The following is a 22,498-nucleotide window of genomic DNA, read 5'->3' on the forward strand; positions in this document are numbered from 1 at the left end:
GGGGCTGACGTGTTGGAGGCATCACTTTCGACGGCGCGGCACCGGCCGACCCAGGACCACAGCGCGCCACCCCGTGACAGCGCGTCCTGCGACGTGGTGACCGTCCCGGCCCGGCAGGGCCTCGAAGCGGTCGACATCCTGCGCCGCGGCGCCACCGAGGCCGTCGGCCCGGTCCTGCACGACGGGGACTGCGACACCCTCGGCTTCCTCGTGCCGCCCGGCACCGCCGACGGCTGGGACGTCCCCGGCAGCGCCTGCACCCACACCCCCGCGTCGCCCTCGCCGGAGCGCGGTCCCGGTACGGGCCCCGTGCCGCCGGCCCCCGTAGAGGGCGGCGGCTGGCTGCTCCCGCCCGGCGAGGCCGAGCTCGTCACCGACCCGGCGGTCCTGCGGGCGGCGCTCGGCGAGGCGGCCCGCATGATCGAAGCCGCGGACAACTGCCGCTGAGGCCGGCGCCAGCCCTTGCGGTTCCTGGCCTCAGCGGCCGCTGGGCCGACTCGCCGCCGCCCGTCGATAATGGACGGATGGCAAGGGCAAAGAACAAGCAGGCCGGAGCGGCCCGTGGCGGCCGGGAGGCCGTCGTCGAGGCCGTCGACGGCGGGCTCGCCGAGCTGATACCCGACCGGGACCGGCCGCGCGCCTGGACGCTGCTCGTGGACGGCGCCCCGCAGTCGCACGTCGACCTCGGCGATCCCGGGCACCTCGAATTCGAGTACCAGCGCAGGATCGGCCATGTCATCGACCTCGCCGTGGACAAGGGCCGCCCCGTGCACGCCGTGCACCTGGGAGGCGGCGCCTTCACCCTCGCCCGCTACATCGCCGCGACCCGCCCCCGCTCCACCCAGCAAGTGGTCGAACGCGACGAGGCACTCGTCCAACTGGTGCGCCGCGAGCTGCCGTTGGACCCCGGTGCCCGGATCCGCGTCCGCGCCGTCGACGCCCGCGAGGGCCTCGCGAAACTCCCCGACGGCTGGGCCGACCTCCTGATAGCCGACGTGTTCAGCGGAGCGCGTACGCCCGCGCACCTCACCAGCACCGAGTTCCTCACCGAGGTACGCCGCGTGGTCAAGCCCGACGGCTGCTACGTCGCCAACCTCGCCGACGGGCCGCCCCTCGCGCATCTGCGCGGCCAGATCGCCACCGCCGCGGCCGTCTTCCCCGAGCTCGCCCTCGTCGCCGACCCGGCCGTCCTGCGCGGCAAGCGCTTCGGCAACGCGGTGCTTGTCGCCTCCGCCCGGGTCCTGCCCGTGGCCGAACTGACCCGGCGCGCGGCCGGCGATCCGCATCCCGCCCGCGTCGAACACGGCAAGGCCCTCTCGGACTTCACCGGGGGCGCCGGTGCCGTCAGCGACTCGCGTGCCGTCGCTTCGCCCGCTCCTCCGCCTTCCGTTTTCCGGTAGACGTTCAGTACTTGGCGACTTCCACACTCGGCGCATGGTCGTGCCACGTGCAGAACACCGAGACCTTGTCCGTGCCCGAGGTGAACTCCACCCTGATCCACGTCGAGTCCTTCCACACCTGCACCGACCAGCCGGCCGTGGGCGTCGCCGACACCAGCGTCGCCGAATCCTCGCCCAGGTCGAACACGGCACGGCCGCCCTTCGTCGCGTAGCCCTTCACCGTGCCGGACGCCGACGGAGACGCGGGCGGCTTCTCGGAGGTGCTCGGTTTCGCCGGGCGGCTCGGGGACGGGGTGGCCGAGCCGGGGGAGCGTGACGGCTTCTGCGCCGCGGAGCGGGACGGCGAACCTGACGGTGACGGGTCCGGGCGGTGCGTCGACGACGACCGCGCCTCCACCGCTCCCGCGGCGATCGGCACCGCACGCGGCGGGTCGTACGCCGTGCCCGCCATCACCGTGTGCACGCCCCACCACGACAGCGTGACGGCCGCGCCGGTGGCCAGCAGCCAGGCAGCCGTGTGAACAAGTCCTCTGCGCTTGGGGTGCATCGCGGCCATACTGCCGCACCCGCCCCACCCGTGTCCCGGGGGGACCGGGGTTGCCCCGGACCTGGGCGGAAGCAGGACCGGGGTCCCCCGAATGGCGTACGGTGCCGCCCATGGCAAGTGTGCTCGTGGTCGAGGACGACCAGTTCGTGCGCTCGGCCCTCATCCGGCACCTGACCGAGGCCTCCCACACCGTACGGAGCGTCGGCACGGCCCTGGAGGCGCTGCGCGAGGTCGCCCATTTCCGTTTCGACGTCGTGATTCTCGACCTCGGTCTGCCCGATCTGGACGGATCCGAGGCATTGAAGATGCTGCGCGGCATCACCGACGTACCCGTGATCATCGCCACGGCCCGCGACGACGAGACCGAGATCGTCCGGCTCCTCAACGACGGCGCCGACGACTACCTCACCAAGCCGTTCTCCCCCGAGCACCTGTCCGCCCGTATGGCCGCCGTGCTGCGCCGCGCGCGCTCCAGCGCCGCCGCCGAGCCGCCCTCGCGCCTCCTCCAGGTCGGCGGCCTCGCGATAGACCCGCTGCGGCGCCAGGCCGAGCTGGACGGGGCGCGGCTCGATCTCACCCGGCGCGAGTTCGACCTGCTCACCTTTCTCGCGGGCCGGCCCGGCGTCGTCGTCCCCCGCAAGGAACTCCTCGCCGAGGTGTGGCAGCAGTCGTACGGGGACGATCAGACCATCGACGTGCATCTGTCGTGGCTGCGCAGGAAACTGGGCGAAACGGCTGCCCGGCCGCGCTATCTGCACACTCTGCGGGGCGTCGGCGTGAAGCTGGAGCCGCCGCGGCCGGAGGGCGGGCCGGCATGAGGTGGGCCCTGGTCAAGGTGTGCCTCGCCGTCACGGCCATGGTGGTCGTCGCTTTCGCGGTTCCCCTCGGCCTCGTCATCAAGGAGATGGCCAGGGACCGCGCCTTCTCCAACGCCGAGCGGACCGCCGCCGCGATCGGGCCCACCCTCTCCATCACCACCGACCGTGACGAACTGACCCGCGCCGTCGCCTCCACCGAGGCCGGCGCCGACGGCCGCATGGCCGTGTACATCCCGGCCTCCGGTGGCGCCCCGGCGATCCAGGTCGGCACGTCGCGCGCCGGCAGTGGGCACGTCGGGCTCCGGCAGGCCACCGTCGCCGATGTGCCCGGCGGGTCCGTGTGGCTCCAGCCCATCGCCGTCAGCGCCGGCATCGCCGTCGTCGAGGTGTTCGTGCCGGAGTCCGAGGTCACCAACGGGGTCGCCACCGCGTGGCTCGTCCTGGCCGGCGTCGGCATCGCCCTCGTCATAGGGTCCGTCGCCGTCGCCGACCGGCTCGGCGTACGCATGGTGCAGCCCGCCCGGCGGCTCGTCTCCGCCGCGCACGATCTGGGCGAGGGGAAGCTCGGGGCGCGTGTTCCGGAGGACGGGCCCACGGAACTTCGCCTGGCGGCCGTCGCGTTCAACTCCATGGCCGATCAGGTCGTTCAACTGCTCGCCAACGAGCGGGAATTGGCGGCCGATCTCTCTCATCGGCTGCGTACGCCCCTCACCGTTCTGCGGCTCAACGCCGTCTCGCTGGGGGAGGGCGCCGCCGCTGAGCAGACCCGTGCCGCCGTCGAGCAGCTGGAGCGCGAGGTCGACACCATCATCCGTACCGCCCGCGACGCCAAGCCGCAGACCGCCGCCGCGGGGCCGGGGGCCGGGTGCGACGCCGCCGAGGTCATCCGTGAGCGCATGGACTTCTGGTCCGCGCTCGCCGAGGACGAGGGGCGCAAGGTGCGCGTCGCCGGCGTCGACCGGCCTGTACGCATCCCCGTGGCCCGGGGGGAGCTGGCCGCCGCGCTCGACGCGCTGCTCGGGAACGTCTTTCGGCATACGCCTGAAGGCACCGCCTTCGCCGTCGACGTGCACAGCGGCGAGGACGCCGTGATCGTGCTCGTATCGGATGCGGGGCCCGGGATTCTGGACCCGGACGCCGCGATGGCCCGCGGGCGGGGTTCCGGCAGCGACGGGTCCACCGGGCTCGGGCTCGACATCGTCCGCCGGCTCGCCGAGTCGACCGGCGGTGATGTGCGCATCGGGTCGTCCGTGCTCGGGGGAACCGAGGTGCGGATCTGGGTGCAGCTGGACGGGCGGGGGCCCGGGTCCGGTGGGGCTGTGCGGCGGGGGCACCGGGGTGGGGTGCGGCGCGGCAGGAAGCGGGCTCCCGGCGCCGGGTCCGGTGCCGCTGTGTAGTCGGGCGGGACCTCATCGTTTCGGGGTTGGTCTCTACCTTTAATCCGTTCCGATGGCTTCCTTAAGCCCTCCATAAGATCCTCGACCGCCGGTACCGGCGCCCCATTTGCCGGGTTCCGGATCGCTAGCGTGCTGCCGCACCCCCACCCCCGTACAGCTAAGGCAGGCACGCGATGAGCAGCACGCACCGGCGCAGGGTCAGCGGCAGGAACAAGGCGATGGGCGGGCTCGTCGCCGCGGCCGTCGTGGGCGGCGGCGCCGTCCTGTTCTCCGGTACGGCGCAGGCCGCCGGCGTCGGCGCCGCGTACACCAAGACCAGTGAGTGGTCCGGCGGGTACACCGCCCAGTACGTCGTCAAGAACGAGTCGGACAAGGCCCAGTCGGACTGGAAGCTGGAGTTCGACCTGCCGTCCGGCACCAGGCTCGGCTCGCTCTGGAACGCCGAGTCGTCCGTCTCCGGCTCGCACGTCACCGTGAAGCCCGCCTCCTGGGACAAGGAAGGCATCGCCGCCGGGAAGTCCGTGACCGTCGGGTTCGTCGTCACCGGCGACTCCGATCCGGCCGGGTGCCTCATCAACGGGGCCAAGTGCTCCGTGGATGACGGGGCCACTCCGGAGCCCAGCGGCCGGCCCACAAAGTCCCCGACCGCCACCCCCACCCCCAGCGCCTCCGCTTCGGCGACCGCCGAGCCCACCGCGACCGCCACGCCGACGGCCGGCCCGTCGGAGTCCTCGTCCTCCGGTACGGGTTCCGGCACAGCGGCCGCGGGCGGCTTCGCCCCGTACGTCGACACGTCGCTCTACCCGAAGTTCGACCTGGTGGCCTCCTCCAAGGCCACCGGCGTCAAGGAGTTCAACCTCGCCTTCATCACCTCCGGCGGCTCCTGCACCCCGAAGTGGGGCGGCGTCACCGACCTCGGCAGTGACGAAGTGGCCGCGCAGATCGGGGACTTGAGGGCCTTCGGCGGCGACGTCCGGGTCTCCTTCGGTGGCGCCTCCGGCACCGAGCTCGCGCAGGCCTGCTCCTCGGCCTCCGACCTCGCGGCGGCGTACCAGAAGGTCATCGACCAGTTCAAGCTCACCAAGGTCGACTTCGACGTCGAGGGCGGCGCCCTGCCGGACACCGCCGCCAACACCAAGCGCGCCCAGGCCATCGCCACGCTCCAGAAGAACAACCCGAAGCTGAACGTCTCCTTCACGCTCCCGGTGATGCCCGAGGGCCTCACGTCCGACGGCGTGAACTTCCTCAAGAACGCCAAGGAGAACGGGGTCTCGACCGACCTCGTCAACATCATGGCGATGGACTACGGCGCCTCGTACAGCGGCGACATGGGTACGTACGCCGAGCAGGCCGCCACCGCCGCGCAGGCGCAGATCAAGAGCGCGCTCGGGCTGTCCGACGCCGCTGCCTGGAACGCTGTCGCGGTCACCCCGATGATCGGCGTCAACGACGTCTCGTCCGAGATCTTCAAGGTCGACGACGCCACGCAGCTGGTCGCCTTCGCCGAGGAGAAGGGCCTGGGCGGTCTGTCGATGTGGTCCGCCACCCGTGACAAGGCGTGCGAGGGCGGGGCGTCCGACTCGGCCCAGCCGACCTGCTCTTCGGTCGAGCAGTCGGCGGGCGCCTTCCAGAAGGCCTTCGCCTCCTTCAAGTAGCCCCCCGCGGGATGCTGCGCGCCCCGGCCGGATCCTTCTCCCCCACTCGGCCGGGGCGCGCGTTTGTGCGTCGGTTCGGTTCGGGGGTGCTGGGGTTCGCCTATTGGGGCGCGCCGCCGCCGCCGTTTCGCCGGGTGCGTTTTTGGGTGCGGGGCCGCGGGGGCATGTACGTGCTCGCTGTTCTACGGGTGCATGTCGGCGAGCTGATTGCCTGTACGTGGTGCTGGTGGCTGCGCGCGCACATGCCCCCGCGTCCCCTCCCGTCTCGTCCGCGGCTGATCGCCGGTGCTACTGCTGCGGTGGGGGCGGGAGGGTGTTCGTGCGGGACGCTTGTGCGTACCAGTGTGCGCTCGACTTCGGCGTACGTTTCTGGGTCGCGTAGTCCACGTGGACCGCCCCGAAGCGCTTCTCGTAGCCGTACGCCCACTCGAAGTTGTCCATCAGCGACCAGAGGTAGTAGCCGCGGACATCCGCGCCGTCCCTGATCGCGCGGTGTACGGCTGACAGGTGGCCGTGGAGGTACGCGATCCGCTCCGGGTCGTGGATCCGGCCGTCCGGGTCCGGCTTGTCGTCGTACGCCGCGCCGTTCTCCGTGATGTACAGCGGCAGGCCCGGTGCCTCCCTGGTGTAGCGCATGATCAGGTCGTGCAGGCCCGTCGGGTCGATCGTCCAGCCCATCTCCGTGCGCTCGCCCGGGGACTGGTGGAACGCGATGTCATCCGCTCCCGGCCAGGGGGAGTGGTCGCTCGCCCCGTGGCCGTCGGACCGGGTCGTGGGTGCCGACGGGGCCGAGGAGACGAGGGACGGGGTGTAGTAGTTCAGGCCCAGGGCGTCCAGCGGCTGGTGGATCGCCGCCAGGTCGGTGCTTTCCACGAAGGACCAGTCCGTGATGCGTGCGGTGTCCGTGATCAGGTCCGCCGGGTACTCCCCGTGCAGCATCGGGCCGTGGAACACGCCGTTGGCCAGGTTGTCGATGCGCCGGCGGGCGTCGTTGTCGGCGGGGCTGTCGGGTGAAAGTGGCCTGACCGTCGAGGAGTTGAGGCTTACCGCAATCTCTGCTCGGGACGGCAGCGTCTGGCGCAGGGCCTGTGTTGCCAGGCCGTGGGCCAGGTTGAGGTGGTGGGCCGCTCGCAGTGTGGCCGCCGGTTCCGTCCTGCCCGGGGCGTGCACGCCCGAGCCGTAGCCCAGGAACGCGCTGCACCACGGCTCGTTGAGCGTGATCCAGAGGTCCACCCGGTCGCCCAGCGCCTCCCCGACCATGCCCGCGAACTCCGCGAAGCGGTACGCCGTGTCACGTGCCGGCCAGCCGCCCGCGTCCTCCAGCTCCTGCGGCAGGTCCCAGTGGTAGAGGGTCAGGGCCGGCTTGATGCCCTTGGAGAGGAGTTCGTCCGTCAGACGCCGGTAGAAATCAAGGCCACGCTGTACCGCGGGGCCCCGGCCCGTGGGCTGCACCCTCGGCCACGAGACCGAGAAGCGGTACGTGGCCAGGTCCAGGTCCTTCATGAGTGCCACGTCGTCCCGGTAACGGTGGTAGTGGTCCACCGCCACGTCGCCCGTGTCACCGCCCGCCGTCCTGCCCGGCGTATGGCTGAACGTGTCCCAGATCGACGGCGTCCTGCCGTCCTCCCTCACCGCCCCTTCGATCTGGTACGCCGATGTCGCCGCTCCCCAGAGGAAGCCCGGCGGGAAGGTGGGGGAGGAGGTGGACGTGAGGGCTGAGTTGGTCGGGATTGCTGTGGGTGTGTTCGTCATGGGTTTGGGCATGGAAGCGCTCCCATCGGTAGGAAGTTGTGGGGCTGGGGCCGCCGCTCGCGGCGGCCCCAGAAAAGTCAGCCCTTCACCGCGCCCTGCATGATGCCGCCCACGATCTGCTTGCCGAACAGCAGGAACGCGATCAGCAGCGGCAGCGTGCCGAGCAGGGCGCCGGCCATGATCACCGAGTCGTCGGGGATGTAGCCGGTGCCCAGTTGGTTGAGGGCCACCTGGACCGTCGGGTTCTCTCCGTTGAGCGCGATGATCGGCCACAGGAAGTCGTTCCACGCCATCACGAACGTCAGCAGCCCGAGCACCGCCATCGCCGGGCGCGCCGCCGGGAAGACCACGTGCCAGACGACCCGCAGACTGCTCGCACCGTCGACCCGGGCGGCCTCGATGAGTTCGGTGGGCAGCGCCTGGACCAGGTACTGGCGCATGAAGAACGTGCCGAAGGCGCTGACCAGGGTCGGCAGGATGACCGTCTGCAGATGGTTGGCCCAGCCCAGGTCCGTCATCCACAAGTACAGAGGGACCACCGCAAGCTGGGGCGGGATCATCATCGTGCCGATGGTGATCAGCAGCAGCGTGGTCGAGAACCGGAAGCGCAGTTTGGCGAAGGCGAAACCGGCGAGCGTGGAGAACAGCACCGTGCCGACGGTGATGGTCGCCGCCACGAGGATGGTGTTCCACATCGCGGTGCCCATGCCGGCCTGGTTCCAGGCGGTCTCCAGGTTCTTGAACAGGTTTCCGCCGAACCAGAAGGGGGGTGGTGTCTGCGCGAGGCGGGTGTTGGTGCGTGAGGCCGCGATCGTCGTCCACAGCAGCGGGGCGAGCGAGATCACGGCGAACAGGGTCAGTACGAGGTACGTGACCGGACCCGCGTGCAGCTGCTTGCCCGCGCCCAGGATCCGCCGCCGACGCGGCGGTTCGGCGTCCTGCGCGACCTGAGGCGGTGTCGCGTCGGTGATGGTGGTCATTGGGATTTCCTCAGCCGTCGGGTGATCAGCAGGTTGACCGCGGCCACGATGAGAAGGATCAGGAACATCGACCAGGCGATCGCGGACGCCTTGCCGAGGTTGCCGACGATCCAGCCCTGGTCGTACATGTACAGGCCGAGCGTCTGGTACTGGTGCTCGGACCCGCCCTTGGTGCCGCTGACCCCGCCGAACAGCAGGGGCTCGCCGAAGAGCTGGGTCGCGCCGATCGTGGAGACGACCACCGTGAACAGGATCGTCGGACGCAGCATCGGAATGGTCACATGCCGGAACTGCTGCCAGCGGTTCGCGCCGTCCAGGGCCGCCGACTCGTACAGGTCGGCCGGGATGGCCTGCATCGCCGCCAGATAGATCAGCGCGTTGTATCCGGTCCACCGCCAGATCACGATCGAGGAGACCGCTGCTTGCGAACCCCAGTCGGATTCACGCCAGTTGACCGGGTCGATGCCGACCAGGTCGAGCGCCCAGTTGATCATGCCGGTGTCGGGCGAGAAGAGCAGCACGAAGACGAGCGTCGCCGCCGCCACCGAGGTGGCGTACGGGGTGAGCATCACGACGCGCCACACGGTGGAGCCGCGCAGCCGGTAGTTGAGCATGTGCGCGAGCCAGATCGCCGCGATCAGCTGCGGCACGGTCGAGATCACGCCGATGGTGAACGTGTTCTTCAGCGCGTTCCAGAAGAAGTCCGACTGGAAGAGGTTCGTGTAGTTGTCCAGGCCCGCCCAGGTCTGCGTGTCCAGCGAGGAGAGCTGGACGTGGTGCAGCGAGTACCACGCGGTGTAGAGCAGCGGTACGAGGGAGAAGGCGCCGAAGATGATGAAGAAGGGGGAGATGAACGCGTACGGCGACGCCTTCATGTCCCAGCGGTACAGGCGGCTGCGCCAGGAGCCGGCGCCCGCCGGGCCCTTACCGCGACCCCGAGCGTCCCGCGCCGCGCCCGGCTCCTGTGAGCCGGGCGCGGCGTCGGCACTCGGCGCGGACTGCGCGAGAGCCTCGTCGGAGCTGGTCACTGGCCGAGCACGTCCTTGACCTCCTTGGTCGCGGCGTCCCAGCCCTGCTTCGGGGACTTGCCCTTCTGCTCGACCTGGAGGATGCCGACGTCGGTGATCGCGGTGCCGATCGGCTGGTCCTTGATGCCGAAGTGCTGGACCGGGATCGTCTTCGCCGAGTCGGAGAAGATCTGCGTCAGCGGCGCGTCCGAGAAGAACGTCGTCGTCGCGGGCTGCGGCTTCAGGCTGCCGTACGCCGACGGCGTGGACGGGAAGCTGGCCTGCTTGGCGAAGACCTTGGCCTGCTGCTCGGGCGCGGTCAGCCACTTCGCGAAGGCGATGGCCTCCTTCTGGTGCTTGCTCGCCGTCGGCACGCCGATGAACGAGCCGCCCCAGTTGGCCGCGGTCGGCGCGGCCGCCACGTCCCACTTGCCCTTGCCGGCGTCGCCGGACTTCTCCTGGATGTAGCCGAGCATCCACGCGGGGCAGGCCACCGTGGCGAAGGTGCCGTTGGCGAAGCCCTGGTCCCACGGCTTGTCGAACTGCTTCAGCTTGGCCGACATATTGCTCGTCGCGACCTCCATGGCCGCGCTCCAGGACTTCTTCACGCCCGTGGACTTGTCCCAGATGACGTTGTCGTCCTTGTCGTAGTACCGCTGGGACTCACCGCCGAGCGCCGCGTTGTAGACGGAGGAGGCGGAGTCCACGTACTTGGTGCCGCCGGGCGCCTTCTTCATGTACTGCTTGCCGAGGTCGACGTACTTGTTCCAGTCGCCCTTCCACTGCGCGGCGAGCTTGGTGCGGTCGGTCTCCAGACCGGCCTTCTCGAAGAGGTCCTTGCGGTAGCAGATCGCCATCGGTCCGACATCGGTGCCGAGCCCGATGAGCTTGCCGTCCTTCGTGGTGGCCTGGGCGTTCTTCCAGTCCAGCCACTGCGACTTGTCGACCTCCTTGCCGAGGTCCACGAACTTGTCGGCCTGCGTCTGGACGGCCTCCGTGACGTTGCCGACCTCGATGGCCTGGACGTCGTCGGTGCCGGATCCGGCCTGCAGCCTGGTGAGGGTCTTCGGCCAGTAGACGTCGGTGCGGGTGGTGACGTTCTCCTTGATCGCGATGTTCGGGTGCAGCTTCATGTACTCGTCGTAGAGCCCGGCCTGCTTGTAGCCGAAGACGCCGAACGTGCCGATCGTGACCGTGGTCTTGCCCTTGCCGTCGGCGCCCCCGCTCGAACCGCCGTCGGATCCTGCGTCGTCATCGCTCGCGCACCCGGCGAGCAGCCCTGTGGCCAGGGCGGCGACGACCGCAAAGGTCATCGCGCGTCGGGACGTACGGGCAGTCGTGCGCATTGCATCCTCCAAGGAACTCACTTGCTCTGAAGTGCCAACCCCGGCCAACTGCCTTGCTGGACCCGTTTGTTCACGTGCGGCTCGGGCGGGGAACGTGCGGCTTCTGTATACGTCCAGTAGAGTGGGAGCGCTCCCACCGGTGATGTGTTGAAGAGTCGTCGCTCGGCCCGGGAGTGTCAAGACACCCGGCAGCGACAACTTGGCGCGGTTATCGGGCTGTTAGATTCCGCGTGAGACTTGGGGAGGTAGGAGTCATGGCGGCTCGCGGCACACACAGCAGGCGTCCGACTCTCGAGGAGGTCGCCGCCCGCGCGGGTGTGGGCCGGGGCACGGTCTCCCGGGTGGTCAACGGATCGCCCCGGGTGAGCGACGCGACCCGCGCCGCGGTCGAGGCCGCCGTCGCCGAGCTCGGCTATGTACCGAACACGGCGGCCCGCGCCCTCGCCGCCAACCGCACCGACGCCATCGCCCTCGTCGTGCCCGAACCGGAGACACGTTTCTTCGCCGAGCCCTACTTCTCCGACATGCTGCGCGGCGTCGGCGCCCAGCTCGCCGAGACCGAGATGCAGCTCCTGCTGATCTTCGCGGGCAACGACCGGGAGCGGCAGCGACTCGCCCAGTACCTCGCGGCCCACCGCGTCGACGGCGTCCTGCTGGTGTCCGTCCACGCGGACGACCCGCTGCCCGATCTGCTCAGCCAGCTGGAGATCCCCTCCGTCATCAGCGGCCGCCGCTCCGCCGCCGAGACGCTGCCCTCGGTGGACTCCGACAACTTCGCGGGCGCGTACTCGGCCGTCGAACACCTCCTGAGCCGCGGCCGCACCGCCATAGCCACGATCACCGGCCGGCTCGACGTGTACGGCGCCCAGCGCCGCGTCGACGGCTACCGCGCCGCCCTCGACGCGGCCGGCCGCGAGGCGGACGAGCGGCTCATCGTGCCGGGGGACTTCACCGAGGAGGGCGGCCGGCGCGCGATGACCGAGCTGTTGGAGCACTGCCCCGAAGTGGACGCGGTGTTCGCCGGGTCGGACGTGATGGCGGCGGGCGCCCGCCAGGTGCTGCGCGAGGCGGGACGCCGTATCCCCGATGACGTCGCCCTGGTCGGCTACGACGACTCGGCGATCGCCCGGCACATGGACCCGCCCCTGACCAGCGTCCGCCAGCCGATCGAGGAGATGGGCCGCGCCATGATCGACCTGCTCCTCGCCGAGATCGCCGACCGCCGCCCGGTCGCGTCCCGCGCACTCGACGGCCGCCAGCTGGTCCTTCCGAACGAACTGGTGGAGCGCGCTTCGTCCTGAGGGCCGCGCGTCGGCCTGAGGCGTGCGTGTCGGCCTCGGCGGCGCGGGGTGCCACAACGATCAAGGCCCCGGTTCTTTCGAACCGGGGCCTTGATCATTCAGGGTGAGTGACGGGACTTGAACCCGCGGCCACCTGGACCACAACCAGGTGCTCTACCAACTGAGCTACACCCACCATGTCCGGTCGTTTGTCGTTCTTCCGACCGGCCGAGAAAAAGTGTACAGGGTCCGAAGGGGTGCTCGCGCACCCCTTTTCCGGACCCCGTACACAGGGGTCGGAAATGCGGTGCGAGGCGCTATTCCGCAGGCAGCGCGTGCTTGGCCGCGATCTTCTTCGCGGTGTCGGAGTCGGGTCCCGGCTGCGGGACGAAGACCGCCTCGCGGTAGTAGCGCAGCTCGACGATGGAGTCGCGGATGTCGGCGAGCGCGCGGTGGTTGCCGTTCTTGTCCGGACTGTTGAAGTACGCCCTCGGGTACCAGCGGCGCGCCAGTTCCTTGACCGAGGACACATCGACGATCCGGTAGTGGAGGTAGTCCTCCAGCGTCGGCATGTCCCGGAGCAGGAAGCCGCGGTCGGTGCCGACCGAGTTCCCGCACAGGGGCGCCTTGCCCGGTTCCTTGACGTGCTCGCGTACGTACGCGAGGACCTGCTCCTCGGCGTCGGCGAGCGTCGTGCCGCCCGCGAGCTCGTCGAGGAGGCCCGAGGCGGTGTGCATCTGCCGCACCACCTCGGGCATGGTCTCCAGGGCCTCGGCGGGCGGGCGGATCACGATGTCCACACCGTCGCCGAGTACGTTCAGCTCAGAGTCGGTGACCAGTGCGGCCACCTCGATGAGCGCGTCATTCGCCAGCGAGAGCCCGGTCATCTCGCAGTCGATCCACACCATGCGATCGTTCATGTGCCTTACCCTACGGCGCACTCCTCTGCCCGGGCAGACTCGCGCGCCCCGCCGCATACACGTCCGAGCTGGGTTTGCCCGGATCTGTCGGCAGTGAGGCGGTGGGTGCCGGGTAGGTTCCGGCCGCCGCGGTGCGCCGTGACTGGGCCGGGACCGGGGTCTCCGGCGTCGGCGCCGCCGCGATCTCCACCGGCTTCTCCGGCTGTGGCCTGCGCGCCCGGTAGGCCGCGCGGTACGCGGCCGGGGACGAGCCCAGCTGGCGCCGGAAGTGCCCGCGCAGGGCGACCGGCGAACGGAAGCCGCAGCGCCCGGCGACCTCGTCGACCGAGTAGTCGGAGGTCTCCAGGAGCCGCTGGGCCTGCAGCACCCGCTGGGTGATCAGCCACTGCAGGGGCGCGCTCCCGGTGAGGGAGCGGAACCGGCGGTCGAAGGTGCGGCGGCTCATATAGGCGCGCGCGGCGAGGGTCTCCACGTCGAACTGCTCGTGGAGGTGCTCCAGCGCCCAGGCGACGACCTCGGCCAGCGGGTCGGCGCCGATCTCCTCAGGTAAAGACCTGTCGAGATAGCGCTCCTGGCCGCCGCTGCGGCGCGGCGGGACCACGAGTCTGCGGGCGAGCGCTCCGGCCGCCTCGTTGCCGTGGTCCGTGCGCACGATGTGCAGACACAGGTCGATACCGGCCGCGGTTCCGGCGCTCGTCAGGACATCGCCGTCGTCCACGAAGAGCTCGCGCGGATCAACGTGGACCGACGGGTAGCGCTTGGCCAGCGTCGGCGCGTACATCCAGTGGGTGGTCGCCGGCCGGCCGTCGAGCAGGCCGGCCGCGGCGAGCACGAAGGCGCCGGTGCACAGTCCGACGATGCGCGCGCCCTCCTCGTGCGCGCGGCGCAGCGCGTCGAGGGCCTCCTCCGGTGGCGGCGACGTGATCGACCGCCACGCGGGCACGACGACGGTGCCCGCCCGGGAGATCGCGTCGAGCCCGTGGGGTGCGGTGAGTTCGAGGCCGCCCGTCGTGCGCAGCGGGCCCTCCTCACCGGCGGACACCAGCAGCCGGTAACGCGGTACCCCGGCGTCCTGGCGGTCGATGCCGAACACGGAGAGCGGAATGGAACTTTCGAAGATGGGTCCGCCGCTGAACAGCAGCACCGCGACTATTTCCCGGCGGCGTCGCCCGGAAAGCTTCCGAGCTGCGGCCTCCGGCGCAGCAGTGGAGTCGTGGCTCATCCCGCTAAGCCCCCCTCGGTGGTCGCGGCGCCCTTTGTGGTGTGACGGGCTTGTCGCTCCAGCACGTTTCCCCTCGGTCCTGCAGAGTCCCCCGCCGATGGACAGTCATGATCGAATCTACTGTGTCCGGTGGTCCCGTCGTGACCAGTTGAGGATCCGGCAGATTGTCGACTTGGCAACTTGGCGTGAAGCATTCGATCACGAAGCGTGGCACTCGGGGGCGTTGCAGGGAAGTGCGCCTCAACTCAGTGGCCGGTCCCCGTAGGGTGCAAGCGCCTTCTACGGTCCTTTCATGCCTGGTGGCACGGGGGTTGGAGGCGGGTGACGGCAAGAAATGCATGGCCGGGCGAAGTTGGCTGAAAATATACGCGGTAGTGCGCGGGAACCAGTCAGTCCTCCGGCGCACATCATCCCGTGCGGCGACCGCCCTTGCGCGCCCCCGGCACCGTTCTGCCGCGCCGGCCCCTGCGGTCGCAGGACCGTACCGGAGCCGGCCGCGCCGCGCCCTTTTCGGACTGGCGCAGCAGCACCCGGCAGACCCCGGTCACCGCGGCGAGCCCGAGCGCCGCGCCCATCGCCCCGGCCAGTGAGATCCCGTATCCCACCAGGACGACCGGGACCAGGACGCAGCAGAACGCCGCCCATCGGACGACGTCGCTCACCGTGTCCGTGCCGTACGCCTGCGTCGCCTCCCGCCGGCCCTCGGGCGGCAGCTCCTCGCACGGGGCGTCGGCGGACGGGTACACGATGGACGGTCCGGGCACGGCGCGCTCCCTGTTGCTGTGGGTACGCACGTTCAACGCGTGGTCGTGCGAGCGGTCACTCGGCCGAACCGGGGGCGCCGGTACCGTACCCAAACCGTCTGTACCGGGCAGCAACCATTGCCATACGGGCGCGGCCTCGTGCATGCTCCCCTGAACGCCGCGGAGCGTGCGCTTAACCGGGCAGACGACTCTGGGCAGAGGAGGAGTGTCGCCGTACCCTTGGGGGTATGGGCTTGGGAAGATGATTCCCGGACACAGCTCCGCCGCTCCCTGCCGTCCCTCCACCGAGGATCCGTCGAGGATCCAGAGGACCTAATCGCCGAGATACCCATGGCCGGTCACGAATTCCCTGAACCCGCGGACCGCAAGCGGCAGGTCGCCGATCCCACGGCGACCCCCCAGGCGGCGGAAGAAACACGTCAGTCCTGCGATCCCGCCTTCAAGCACGGAGTGGTCGTCGGCTTCGACGGCTCGACCTCCAGTGAGCGGGCCCTCGCCTACGCCATCGGCATGGCGCACCGTTCGGGTTCCGGCCTGATCATCGTCCACGTCGCCAACCGGCTGCCCACCACGGTGTGGGCGGGCTGCGAGCCGCCGGTCTTCGTCGATGTGCCGGACCACCGCACCGAGGTGCTCGGGCTCGAACTCGCGTGTGCGGAGTATCTGTCCGAGGTGCCCTGGATTCTCGTCGAGCGTGGCGGCGACATCTGCCACGAACTCGAAGAGGTGGGCCGGGAGTACGAGGCCGACGCGATCGTCGTCGGCTCCACGCACGGGATCGTCGGCCGGATCTTCGGCTCCGTCGCGGGACGGCTCGCGCGGCGCGCCAGGCGCCCGGTCATCGTCATCCCGTAACTCCCTTGAGCCCCAGGTGAGATGGGCGAATCCTACTCGCGCGTAGAGGTGCTTTGTGCCTTTGTGAAGGGTACATACCGGTCGCTGGACCATCGCAGGGCCCAGTACCGCGCGCAGCACAACTGCACCCGCACGAAGGGAGCCCGCCGTGGACAAAGAAGTCTCCGCGGGAAGCACGACCTCCACTCTCGGCCATCTCGCCCTGGGACTCACCCTGTTGGCCTTCGGCCTCGGTCATACCGAAGTGATCGACGGCGTGACGGCCGCGAACGCCGTATCCCTCGCGACCTACGTCGGTGGCATCGCCCTGTTCGTCGCCGGCCTGCTCGCCTACCGCGCCAGTGACACCTCGACGGGCACGGCCTTCGCCGCGCTGGGCGCGTTCTGGTTCACCTGGGGCGTCACGGCCGGCGATCCCATGTCGGCCAACGCGCAAGGGCTGTTCCTGCTTCTCTTCGCGCTGCTCGCCCTGAGCCTGACCCTCGGGGCCGCCGGCTCCGGGACTCTCGTACGCGCGGCGTACGGGGCGCTGTGTGTGGCCCTGCTGCTGCTCGCCGTGGCCGCGTTCGGTGACACGGCCGGGCTCGCCAAGGTCGGCGGCTGGTTCGCCGCGGCAGGCGGGCTGCTCGCCTGGTACGCGGCGACGGCCGCGCTGGGCGGGCTGCCCACGGCCCTGCCGGGGCGTGCTGCCGGCCGGGGGGTGACGGCCACCGGCTGACAGCCGGGGGCCGGGGAATGGGCGCCCCGGCCCCCTTCGAAAGAACGGGTCCCTGTGCGCTTGGTGGCGCGCACAGGGACCCGTTCTTCTTTACTCGCGGCTTCGGTACTCGTACTGCGGGGGTTGCCTACTCGACCGTGACGGACTTCGCCAGGTTGCGGGGCTTGTCGATGTCGCGGCCCAGGGCCAACGCCGTGTGGTAGGCGAGGAGTTGGAGCGGGATGCCCATGAGGATCGGGTCGAGCTCGTCCTCGTTCTTCGGGACGACGATCGTGCGGTCGGCCTTCTCCTGCTCCTGGTGCGCGACCGCGAGGATGCGGCCCGAGCGGGCCTTGATCTCCTCGAGGGCGGCGCGGTTCTTCTCCAGGAGGTCGTCGTCCGGGACGATCGCGACCGTGGGGAGCGCCGGCTCGATCAGGGCGAGCGGGCCGTGCTTCAGCTCGGAGGCGGGATAGGCCTCGGCGTGGATGTACGAGACCTCCTTGAGCTTGAGCGAGGCCTCGCGGGCGACGGGGTAGCCGCGGACCCGGCCGATGAACATCATCGAGCGGGCGTCGGCGTACTCCTCGGCGATCTTCTTGATCTGCTCTTCCTGCTCCAGGATCTCGGTGATCTGCCCGGGCAGCTTGCGCAGGCCCTCGATGATCCGCTTGCCGTCGGCGACGGACAGGTCGCGGATGCGGCCGAGGTGGAGGGCGAGGAGCGCGAACGCGACCGTGGTGTTGGTGAAGCACTTGGTCGACACGACGCAGACCTCGGGGCCCGCGTGGACGTACACACCGGCGTCCGACTCGCGGGCGATGGCCGAGCCGACGACGTTCACGACGCCGAAGACGCGGGCGCCCTTGCGCTTCAGCTCCTGCACGGCGGCGAGGACGTCGTACGTCTCGCCGGACTGGGAGACCGCGATGTACAGGGTGTCGGGGTCGACGACCGGGTTGCGGTAGCGGAACTCGGAGGCCGGCTCGGCGTCCGCGGGGATGCGGGCCAGCTCCTCGATCATCTGCGCGCCGATCAGGCCCGCGTGGTACGAGGTGCCGCAGCCGAGGATCTTCACGCGGCGCACGCTGCGCGCCTCGCGGGCGTCGAGGTTGAGGCCGCCCAGGTGCACGGCGGAGAAGCGCTCGTCGATGCGGCCGCGCAGGACGCGGTCGACGGCCTCCGGCTGCTCGAAGATCTCCTTGTGCATGTACGTGTCGTGGCCGCCCATGTCGTACGAGGCGGCCTCCCACTCGACGGTGGTCGGCGCCGCGGTGGTGCGCGTGCCCTCCGTCGTGTAGGTGCGGAAGTCGTCGGCCTTGAGGGTGGCCATCTCGCCGTCGTCGAGGGTGACGATCTGGCGGGTGTGGGCGACGAGGGCGGCGATGTCCGAGGCGACGAACATCTCCTTCTCGCCGATGCCGAGGACGACCGGGGAGCCGTTGCGGGCCACCACGATGCGGTCGGGGAAGTCGGCGTGCAGGACTGCGATGCCGTACGTGCCCTCGATCAGCCGGAGCGCCTCGCGGACCTTGTCCTCGAGCTTCTCGGCGGTGGAGCGGGCGATGAGGTGGGTGAGGACCTCGGTGTCCGTCTCGGAGAGGAAGGTGACGCCCTCGGCGGTCAGCTTGGCGCGCAGGTCGGAGGCGTTGTCGACGATGCCGTTGTGGACGACGGCGACCTTGTTGTCGCCGGACATGTGGGGGTGCGCGTTCTCGTCGGAGGGTGCGCCGTGGGTGGCCCAGCGGGTGTGGGCGATACCTGTGGTGCCCTTGAAGCGGGCGGGCACCTTGGCCTCCAGGTCGCGCACGCGGCCCTTGGCCTTCACCATTTTCAGGCCACCGGCCTTCGGGCTGGTGATGACGACGCCCGCGGAGTCGTAGCCGCGGTACTCCAGGCGCTGCAGCCCCTCGAGCAGCAGCGGCGCCACGTCGCGCTTACCGATGTAACCGACAATTCCGCACATATGTGTACTGATCCCCTCTAGCCGTAGACGATGCGCCGCAGCTGCCGCAGGGACAGCTCGGGCGGCGCGACCGCGCGGTACTTCAGGTCCGCCGAGATCCGTTCGAAGATCTCCGTGTTCACCAGGCCCTGACCCTGGAGTTCGCGGTGGCGGCGACGGACGAACACCTCGGTCGTCTCGTCGAAGTAGGCGAGCACGTCCTGGATCACCCGCAGTGCCTCGCCCCGGTTCAGGGGCGAACTGCGCGTCAGATGATCAACAAGTTCGTCGTGCACTCGGATGATCCTGGAGGAAGAGGGGGCCGTTCGCAAGAATTCTGCCCGATTTCGGGCAGGGGTGCGTCATCCGGCAGGGGCGCTGGGGTTCTTGGGACAGCTGTGGTCAAGGTTTGAAGGGCGCCATGCCGCTTGTTCCGCCCGCGTTCACATGGCGTATCCGGCCGGGATGAGTGACCCGAGCAACTTTTCCGGTCATGGACATTCCCCGTATGGGCGTACCCGAGCAGCTCGCCGACCGGAGCCTGGCCGAGCAGCACGAGTATCTGCGCAGCAAGTTCTCCCGCCGCACGATGATGCGCGGCGGCGCCGTCACCCTGGGCGCGATAGCGGGCGGCGCCTTCGTGCCGGGCGCTGCGAGCGCCGCCGTTCCCACCCGGACCGGGCAGACCCCCGGCCACGTACCCGCCGCCCAGAAGGTCGACGGCGCGCTCGTCGCGCCCTTCGCCCGCCACCTCGCCTACGGCACCGACGCCCGTACCGAGATGACCGTCTCCTGGCAGGTCCCGGTCGCCGTCAAGAACCCGTACATCCGCGTCGGCGTCCACCCCTGGGACCTCTCGCGGAAGATCGAGGCCGAGGTCCGGCCCCTCTACACGCCGGCCGGGGTCGGCACCGGCGCCGACCACACCCAGTACTACCTCCACGCCCAGCTGACCCGGCTGCGCCCCGGCACCACGTACTACTACGGCGTCGGCCACGACGGCTTCGACCCGGCGGCGGCGCACCTGGCCGGCACGCTCGGCACCTTCAGGACGGCGCCCGCGCACGGCGAGCCGTTCACCTTCACGGCCTTCGGCGACCAGGGCGTCAGCTACCACGCGCTGGCCAACGACAGCCTGATCCTGGCGCAGAACCCTGCGTTCCACCTGCACGCCGGAGACATCGCCTACGCCGACCCGTCGGGTTCGGGCCAGACCGGCGACACCTTCGACGCCCGCACCTGGGACCAGTTCCTCGCCCAGACGGAGTCCGTCGCCAAGCAGGTGCCGTGGATGGTCGCGTACGGCAACCACGACATGGAGGCCTGGTACGCGCCGCACGGCTACGGCAGCCAGCAGGCCCGCTTCACCCTGCCGGACAACGGCCCCGACGCGAAGAACCTGCCCGGCGTCTACTCCTTCGTGCACGGCAACACGGCGGTCATCTCGCTCGACGCCAACGACGTGTCCTGGGAGATCCCGGCCAACCTCGGCCTGTCCGGCGGCACGCAGACCTCGTGGTTCGAGCGCCAGCTGAAGAAGTTCCGCGCGGATCGCGACATCGACTTCATCGTGGTCTTCTTCCACCACTGCGCGTACTGCACCGCCACGAGCCACGCCTCCGAGGGCGGCGTGCGCAAGGAGTGGGTGCCGCTGTTCGAGAAGTACACCGTCGACCTCGTCATCAACGGGCACAACCACGTCTACGAGCGCACCGACGTGCTCAAGGGCGACCGGGTCACCAAGGAGCTGCCGATCGGCGGCACGGCGTACCCCGAGACCGACGGCATCGTCTACGTCACCGCGGGCGCGGCGGGCAGGAGCCTGTACGCGTTCCCGGTCGACGACACGTACGAGGGGCACGAGAAGAAGACCGACCCCTTCACGTCGTTCGTGGTCCAGCCCGACGGCAGCAAGAAGAACATCACCGTCGACTGGTCGCGCGTGCGCTACACGAACTACTCGTTCCTGCGCGTCGACGTGGAGCCGGCGCCGGCGGGCCGCACGGCGAAGCTGACGGTGCGGGGCCTCGCGGAGACCGGTGAGGAGATCGACCGGTTCGTGATCGCGCGGAAGGTGCGGCGGGGCTGAGCCGGCCTGCCGCAGGGCCCGCCCCTTCCCGAAGGGGCGGGCCCTGCCGGGTTCCGTCATCCACCCGGTGAGAATTGGTCTACACCCTTGACCCGCTCATGGGGCGGACGGTACCCATGGTGACTGCTCCGTTGCACAGATGTGAAACCCCCCGCGATCCACGACCTAGTCGCTCGTCGAAGGGACCGTTTGTGAGACAGCAACAGAAGCAGCGCCGCAGGACCGCCCGGCTGTTCGGGTCGCTGCTGCTCGTCGCGACCGCGGGGGTGTCCGCCGTCGGCGCCGCCCCGTCACCGGGTGCGGGATCCGCCGCCGCGACCCCGCTGGGCCAGGTCGTACCCGCTCCGGCCTCGGTGGCCGCGGGCGGACCGGCGTACGAGATCACCTCGAAGACGCGCATACGCGTCGAGAAGGACTCGAAGGAGGCGCGACGCGTCGCCGACTATCTCGCGGACGTCCTGAGGCCCTCCACCGGCTATCGGCTGCCGGTCACGGGTGACAGCGGACGCGATGGCATCCGGCTCGAACTGAGCGGCAGGGCACAGGACTTGGGGGCTGAGGGGTACCGGCTCGTGTCCGGTCGCGGCTCCGTCACCATCACCGCCCACAAGGCCGCCGGTCTCTTCCACGGCGTGCAGACCCTGCGCCAGCAGCTGCCCGCGAAGGTGGAGAACAGCAGCAAGCAGGCCGGGCCGTGGCTCGTCGCCGGCGGCACCATCGAGGACAGCCCCCGGTACGGCTACCGCGGCGCCATGCTCGACGTCTCCCGCCACTTCTTCGGCGTCGACAAGGTCAAGCGCTACATCGACGAACTCGCCCTGTACAAGGTCAACAAGCTGCATCTGCACCTGAGCGACGACCAGGGGTGGCGCATAGCCATCGACTCCTGGCCGAACCTCGCCACGTACGGCGGGTCCACCCAGGTCGGCGGCGGGCAGGGCGGTCACTACACCAAGGCCCAGTACAAGGAGATCGTCCAGTACGCCGCCTCGCGGTATCTGGAGGTCGTCCCCGAGATCGACATGCCGGGCCACACGAACGCGGCGCTCGCCTCGTACGCGGAGCTGAACTGCGACGGTGTCGCGCCGCCGCTCTACACCGGCACGAACGTCGGCTTCAGCTCGCTGTGCGTCAACAAGGAGCGCACGTACGACTTCGTCGACGACGTGATCCGTGAGCTCGCCGCCATCACGCCCGGCAAGTACCTCCACATCGGCGGCGACGAGGCGCACTCGACCAGCCACGAGGACTACGTCACCTTCATGGACAAGGTGCAGCCGATCGTCGCCAAGTACGGAAAGACCGTGATCGGCTGGCACCAGCTGACCGGCGCCCGCCCGGCGAAGGGGGCCCTCGCCCAGTACTGGGGTCTCGACGGGACCAGCGCGGCCGAGAAGGCGCAGGTCGCGGCGGCGGCGCAGAACGGGACGGGGATCGTCATGTCGCCGGCCGACCGGCTCTACCTCGACATGAAGTACAACAAGGACACCCCGCTCGGCCTCGCCTGGGCCGGGTACGTCGAGGTGCAGCGCTCGTACGACTGGAACCCGGGCAGCTACCTTCCGGGCGTGCCGGCGTCGGCCGTCCAGGGCGTCGAGGCGCCGCTGTGGTCGGAGACCCTGTCGACCTCGGCGCAGGTCGAGTACATGGCCTTCCCGAGGCTGCCGGGTGTCGCCGAACTCGGCTGGTCGCCCGAGGCCACGCACGACTGGAACACGTACAAGGTGCGGCTCGCGGCGCAGGGCCCGCGCTGGGACGCGCTCGGCATCGGCTACTACAAGTCGACGCAGGTGCCCTGGCCCGCGGGCTAGCACACCGGCAGGC

General features: G+C 70.1%; 20 protein-coding genes and 1 tRNA gene. 10 read left to right on the forward strand and 11 right to left on the reverse strand.

Annotated elements, in window-relative coordinates; all coding sequences use genetic code 11:
* The first annotated feature begins 9 nt into the window (after nucleotides 1-9).
* Both ACWIGU_RS12490 and ACWIGU_RS12495 read left to right on the forward strand, forming a co-directional pair.
* The gene (locus tag ACWIGU_RS12490) at nucleotides 10-447 is read left to right on the forward strand and encodes a hypothetical protein (RefSeq protein WP_454400021.1); all 438 of its coding nucleotides are present in this window, start codon (nucleotides 10-12) and stop codon (nucleotides 445-447) included.
* A 77-nt stretch (nucleotides 448-524) separates the two neighbouring features.
* Nucleotides 525-1,400 carry a spermidine synthase gene (locus ACWIGU_RS12495; protein WP_454400023.1) on the forward strand — a complete coding sequence of 292 codons (876 nt, stop codon included), beginning with the start codon at nucleotides 525-527 and terminating at the stop codon, nucleotides 1,398-1,400.
* Between the two features lie 4 nt (nucleotides 1,401-1,404).
* Here the strand turns inward: ACWIGU_RS12495 and ACWIGU_RS12500 are convergent, their stop codons facing one another.
* Nucleotides 1,405-1,956, reverse strand: a complete 552-nt coding sequence (locus ACWIGU_RS12500; RefSeq protein WP_454400024.1) for a hypothetical protein — start codon at nucleotides 1,954-1,956, stop codon at nucleotides 1,405-1,407.
* A gap of 101 nt (nucleotides 1,957-2,057) precedes the next feature.
* Here ACWIGU_RS12500 and ACWIGU_RS12505 point away from each other — a divergent pair, with 101 nt between their 5' ends.
* The 3 genes from ACWIGU_RS12505 to ACWIGU_RS12515 all read left to right on the forward strand — a co-directional run bounded on the left by ACWIGU_RS12505 (nucleotide 2,058) and on the right by ACWIGU_RS12515 (nucleotide 5,817).
* Nucleotides 2,058-2,765 carry a response regulator transcription factor gene (locus ACWIGU_RS12505; RefSeq protein WP_326775632.1) on the forward strand — a complete coding sequence of 236 codons (708 nt, stop codon included), beginning with the start codon at nucleotides 2,058-2,060 and terminating at the stop codon, nucleotides 2,763-2,765.
* Nucleotides 2,762-4,162 (forward strand): sensor histidine kinase, encoded by a 1,401-nt coding sequence (locus tag ACWIGU_RS12510; protein WP_454400026.1) that lies wholly within the window; start codon nucleotides 2,762-2,764, stop codon nucleotides 4,160-4,162. Before ACWIGU_RS12505 ends, ACWIGU_RS12510 begins: the two co-directional genes overlap by 4 nt.
* Nucleotides 4,163-4,335: 173 nt before the next feature.
* Nucleotides 4,336-5,817 carry a glycoside hydrolase family 18 protein gene (locus ACWIGU_RS12515; protein ID WP_454400028.1) on the forward strand — a complete coding sequence of 494 codons (1,482 nt, stop codon included), beginning with the start codon at nucleotides 4,336-4,338 and terminating at the stop codon, nucleotides 5,815-5,817.
* Nucleotides 5,818-6,105: 288 nt separating this feature from the next.
* Here the strand turns inward: ACWIGU_RS12515 and ACWIGU_RS12520 are convergent, their stop codons facing one another.
* The 4 genes from ACWIGU_RS12520 to ACWIGU_RS12535 all read right to left on the reverse strand — a co-directional run bounded on the left by ACWIGU_RS12520 (nucleotide 6,106) and on the right by ACWIGU_RS12535 (nucleotide 10,902).
* The gene (locus ACWIGU_RS12520; RefSeq protein WP_454400030.1) at nucleotides 6,106-7,569 is read right to left on the reverse strand and encodes a GH1 family beta-glucosidase; all 1,464 of its coding nucleotides are present in this window, start codon (nucleotides 7,567-7,569) and stop codon (nucleotides 6,106-6,108) included.
* A 77-nt stretch (nucleotides 7,570-7,646) separates the two neighbouring features.
* On the reverse strand, nucleotides 7,647-8,549 hold the full coding sequence (locus ACWIGU_RS12525) for a carbohydrate ABC transporter permease (RefSeq protein ID WP_454400032.1): 903 nt from the start codon (nucleotides 8,547-8,549) through the stop codon (nucleotides 7,647-7,649).
* On the reverse strand, nucleotides 8,546-9,577 hold the full coding sequence (locus ACWIGU_RS12530) for a carbohydrate ABC transporter permease (protein ID WP_454400034.1): 1,032 nt from the start codon (nucleotides 9,575-9,577) through the stop codon (nucleotides 8,546-8,548). The genes ACWIGU_RS12525 and ACWIGU_RS12530 overlap by 4 nt, the downstream gene beginning before the upstream one ends.
* On the reverse strand, nucleotides 9,574-10,902 hold the full coding sequence (locus ACWIGU_RS12535; protein WP_454400036.1) for an ABC transporter substrate-binding protein: 1,329 nt from the start codon (nucleotides 10,900-10,902) through the stop codon (nucleotides 9,574-9,576). Before ACWIGU_RS12535 ends, ACWIGU_RS12530 begins: the two co-directional genes overlap by 4 nt.
* Before the next feature lie 254 nt (nucleotides 10,903-11,156).
* On the opposite strand from ACWIGU_RS12535, the gene ACWIGU_RS12540 reads away from it, so the two are divergent.
* On the forward strand, nucleotides 11,157-12,203 hold the full coding sequence (locus tag ACWIGU_RS12540) for a LacI family DNA-binding transcriptional regulator (RefSeq protein WP_454400038.1): 1,047 nt from the start codon (nucleotides 11,157-11,159) through the stop codon (nucleotides 12,201-12,203).
* Between the two features lie 102 nt (nucleotides 12,204-12,305).
* On the opposite strand, the gene ACWIGU_RS12545 is transcribed toward ACWIGU_RS12540, so the two are convergent.
* From ACWIGU_RS12545 to ACWIGU_RS12560, 4 genes are all read right to left on the reverse strand, one after another.
* A tRNA-His gene (locus ACWIGU_RS12545) sits at nucleotides 12,306-12,378 on the reverse strand.
* Between the two features lie 121 nt (nucleotides 12,379-12,499).
* Entirely contained in the window at nucleotides 12,500-13,102 is a 603-nt protein-coding gene (gene orn, locus ACWIGU_RS12550; RefSeq protein WP_100594077.1) for an oligoribonuclease, read from the reverse strand.
* 10 nt (nucleotides 13,103-13,112) lie between these two features.
* Nucleotides 13,113-14,324: a helix-turn-helix domain-containing protein gene (locus ACWIGU_RS12555; protein WP_454400041.1), complete on the reverse strand. Its 1,212-nt coding sequence runs from the start codon at nucleotides 14,322-14,324 to the stop codon at nucleotides 13,113-13,115.
* A 407-nt stretch (nucleotides 14,325-14,731) separates the two neighbouring features.
* Complete coding sequence (locus ACWIGU_RS12560) at nucleotides 14,732-15,037, reverse strand: hypothetical protein (protein WP_454400553.1); 306 nt, start codon at nucleotides 15,035-15,037, stop codon at nucleotides 14,732-14,734.
* 381 nt (nucleotides 15,038-15,418) lie between these two features.
* Here ACWIGU_RS12560 and ACWIGU_RS12565 point away from each other — a divergent pair, with 381 nt between their 5' ends.
* Nucleotides 15,419-15,943: a universal stress protein gene (locus ACWIGU_RS12565; protein WP_326775641.1), complete on the forward strand. Its 525-nt coding sequence runs from the start codon at nucleotides 15,419-15,421 to the stop codon at nucleotides 15,941-15,943.
* A gap of 148 nt (nucleotides 15,944-16,091) precedes the next feature.
* Nucleotides 16,092-16,661, forward strand: a complete 570-nt coding sequence (locus ACWIGU_RS12570; RefSeq protein WP_454400043.1) for a GPR1/FUN34/YaaH family transporter — start codon at nucleotides 16,092-16,094, stop codon at nucleotides 16,659-16,661.
* 127 nt (nucleotides 16,662-16,788) lie between these two features.
* On the opposite strand, the gene glmS is transcribed toward ACWIGU_RS12570, so the two are convergent.
* Both glmS and ACWIGU_RS12580 read right to left on the reverse strand, forming a co-directional pair.
* The gene (glmS, locus tag ACWIGU_RS12575) at nucleotides 16,789-18,606 is read right to left on the reverse strand and encodes a glutamine--fructose-6-phosphate transaminase (isomerizing) (RefSeq protein ID WP_454400045.1); all 1,818 of its coding nucleotides are present in this window, start codon (nucleotides 18,604-18,606) and stop codon (nucleotides 16,789-16,791) included.
* Nucleotides 18,607-18,623: 17 nt separating this feature from the next.
* Nucleotides 18,624-18,881: a hypothetical protein gene (locus ACWIGU_RS12580; protein WP_356007634.1), complete on the reverse strand. Its 258-nt coding sequence runs from the start codon at nucleotides 18,879-18,881 to the stop codon at nucleotides 18,624-18,626.
* A 212-nt stretch (nucleotides 18,882-19,093) separates the two neighbouring features.
* On the opposite strand from ACWIGU_RS12580, the gene ACWIGU_RS12585 reads away from it, so the two are divergent.
* The gene (locus ACWIGU_RS12585) at nucleotides 19,094-20,674 is read left to right on the forward strand and encodes a purple acid phosphatase family protein (RefSeq protein ID WP_454400555.1); all 1,581 of its coding nucleotides are present in this window, start codon (nucleotides 19,094-19,096) and stop codon (nucleotides 20,672-20,674) included.
* A 116-nt stretch (nucleotides 20,675-20,790) separates the two neighbouring features.
* A complete protein-coding gene (locus ACWIGU_RS12590) occupies nucleotides 20,791-22,485 on the forward strand; it encodes a beta-N-acetylhexosaminidase (protein ID WP_454400557.1) in 1,695 nt (564 codons plus the stop codon).
* Nucleotides 22,486-22,498: the final 13 nt, after the last annotated feature.

This window comes from Streptomyces sp. NPDC055400, assembly GCF_053644375.1.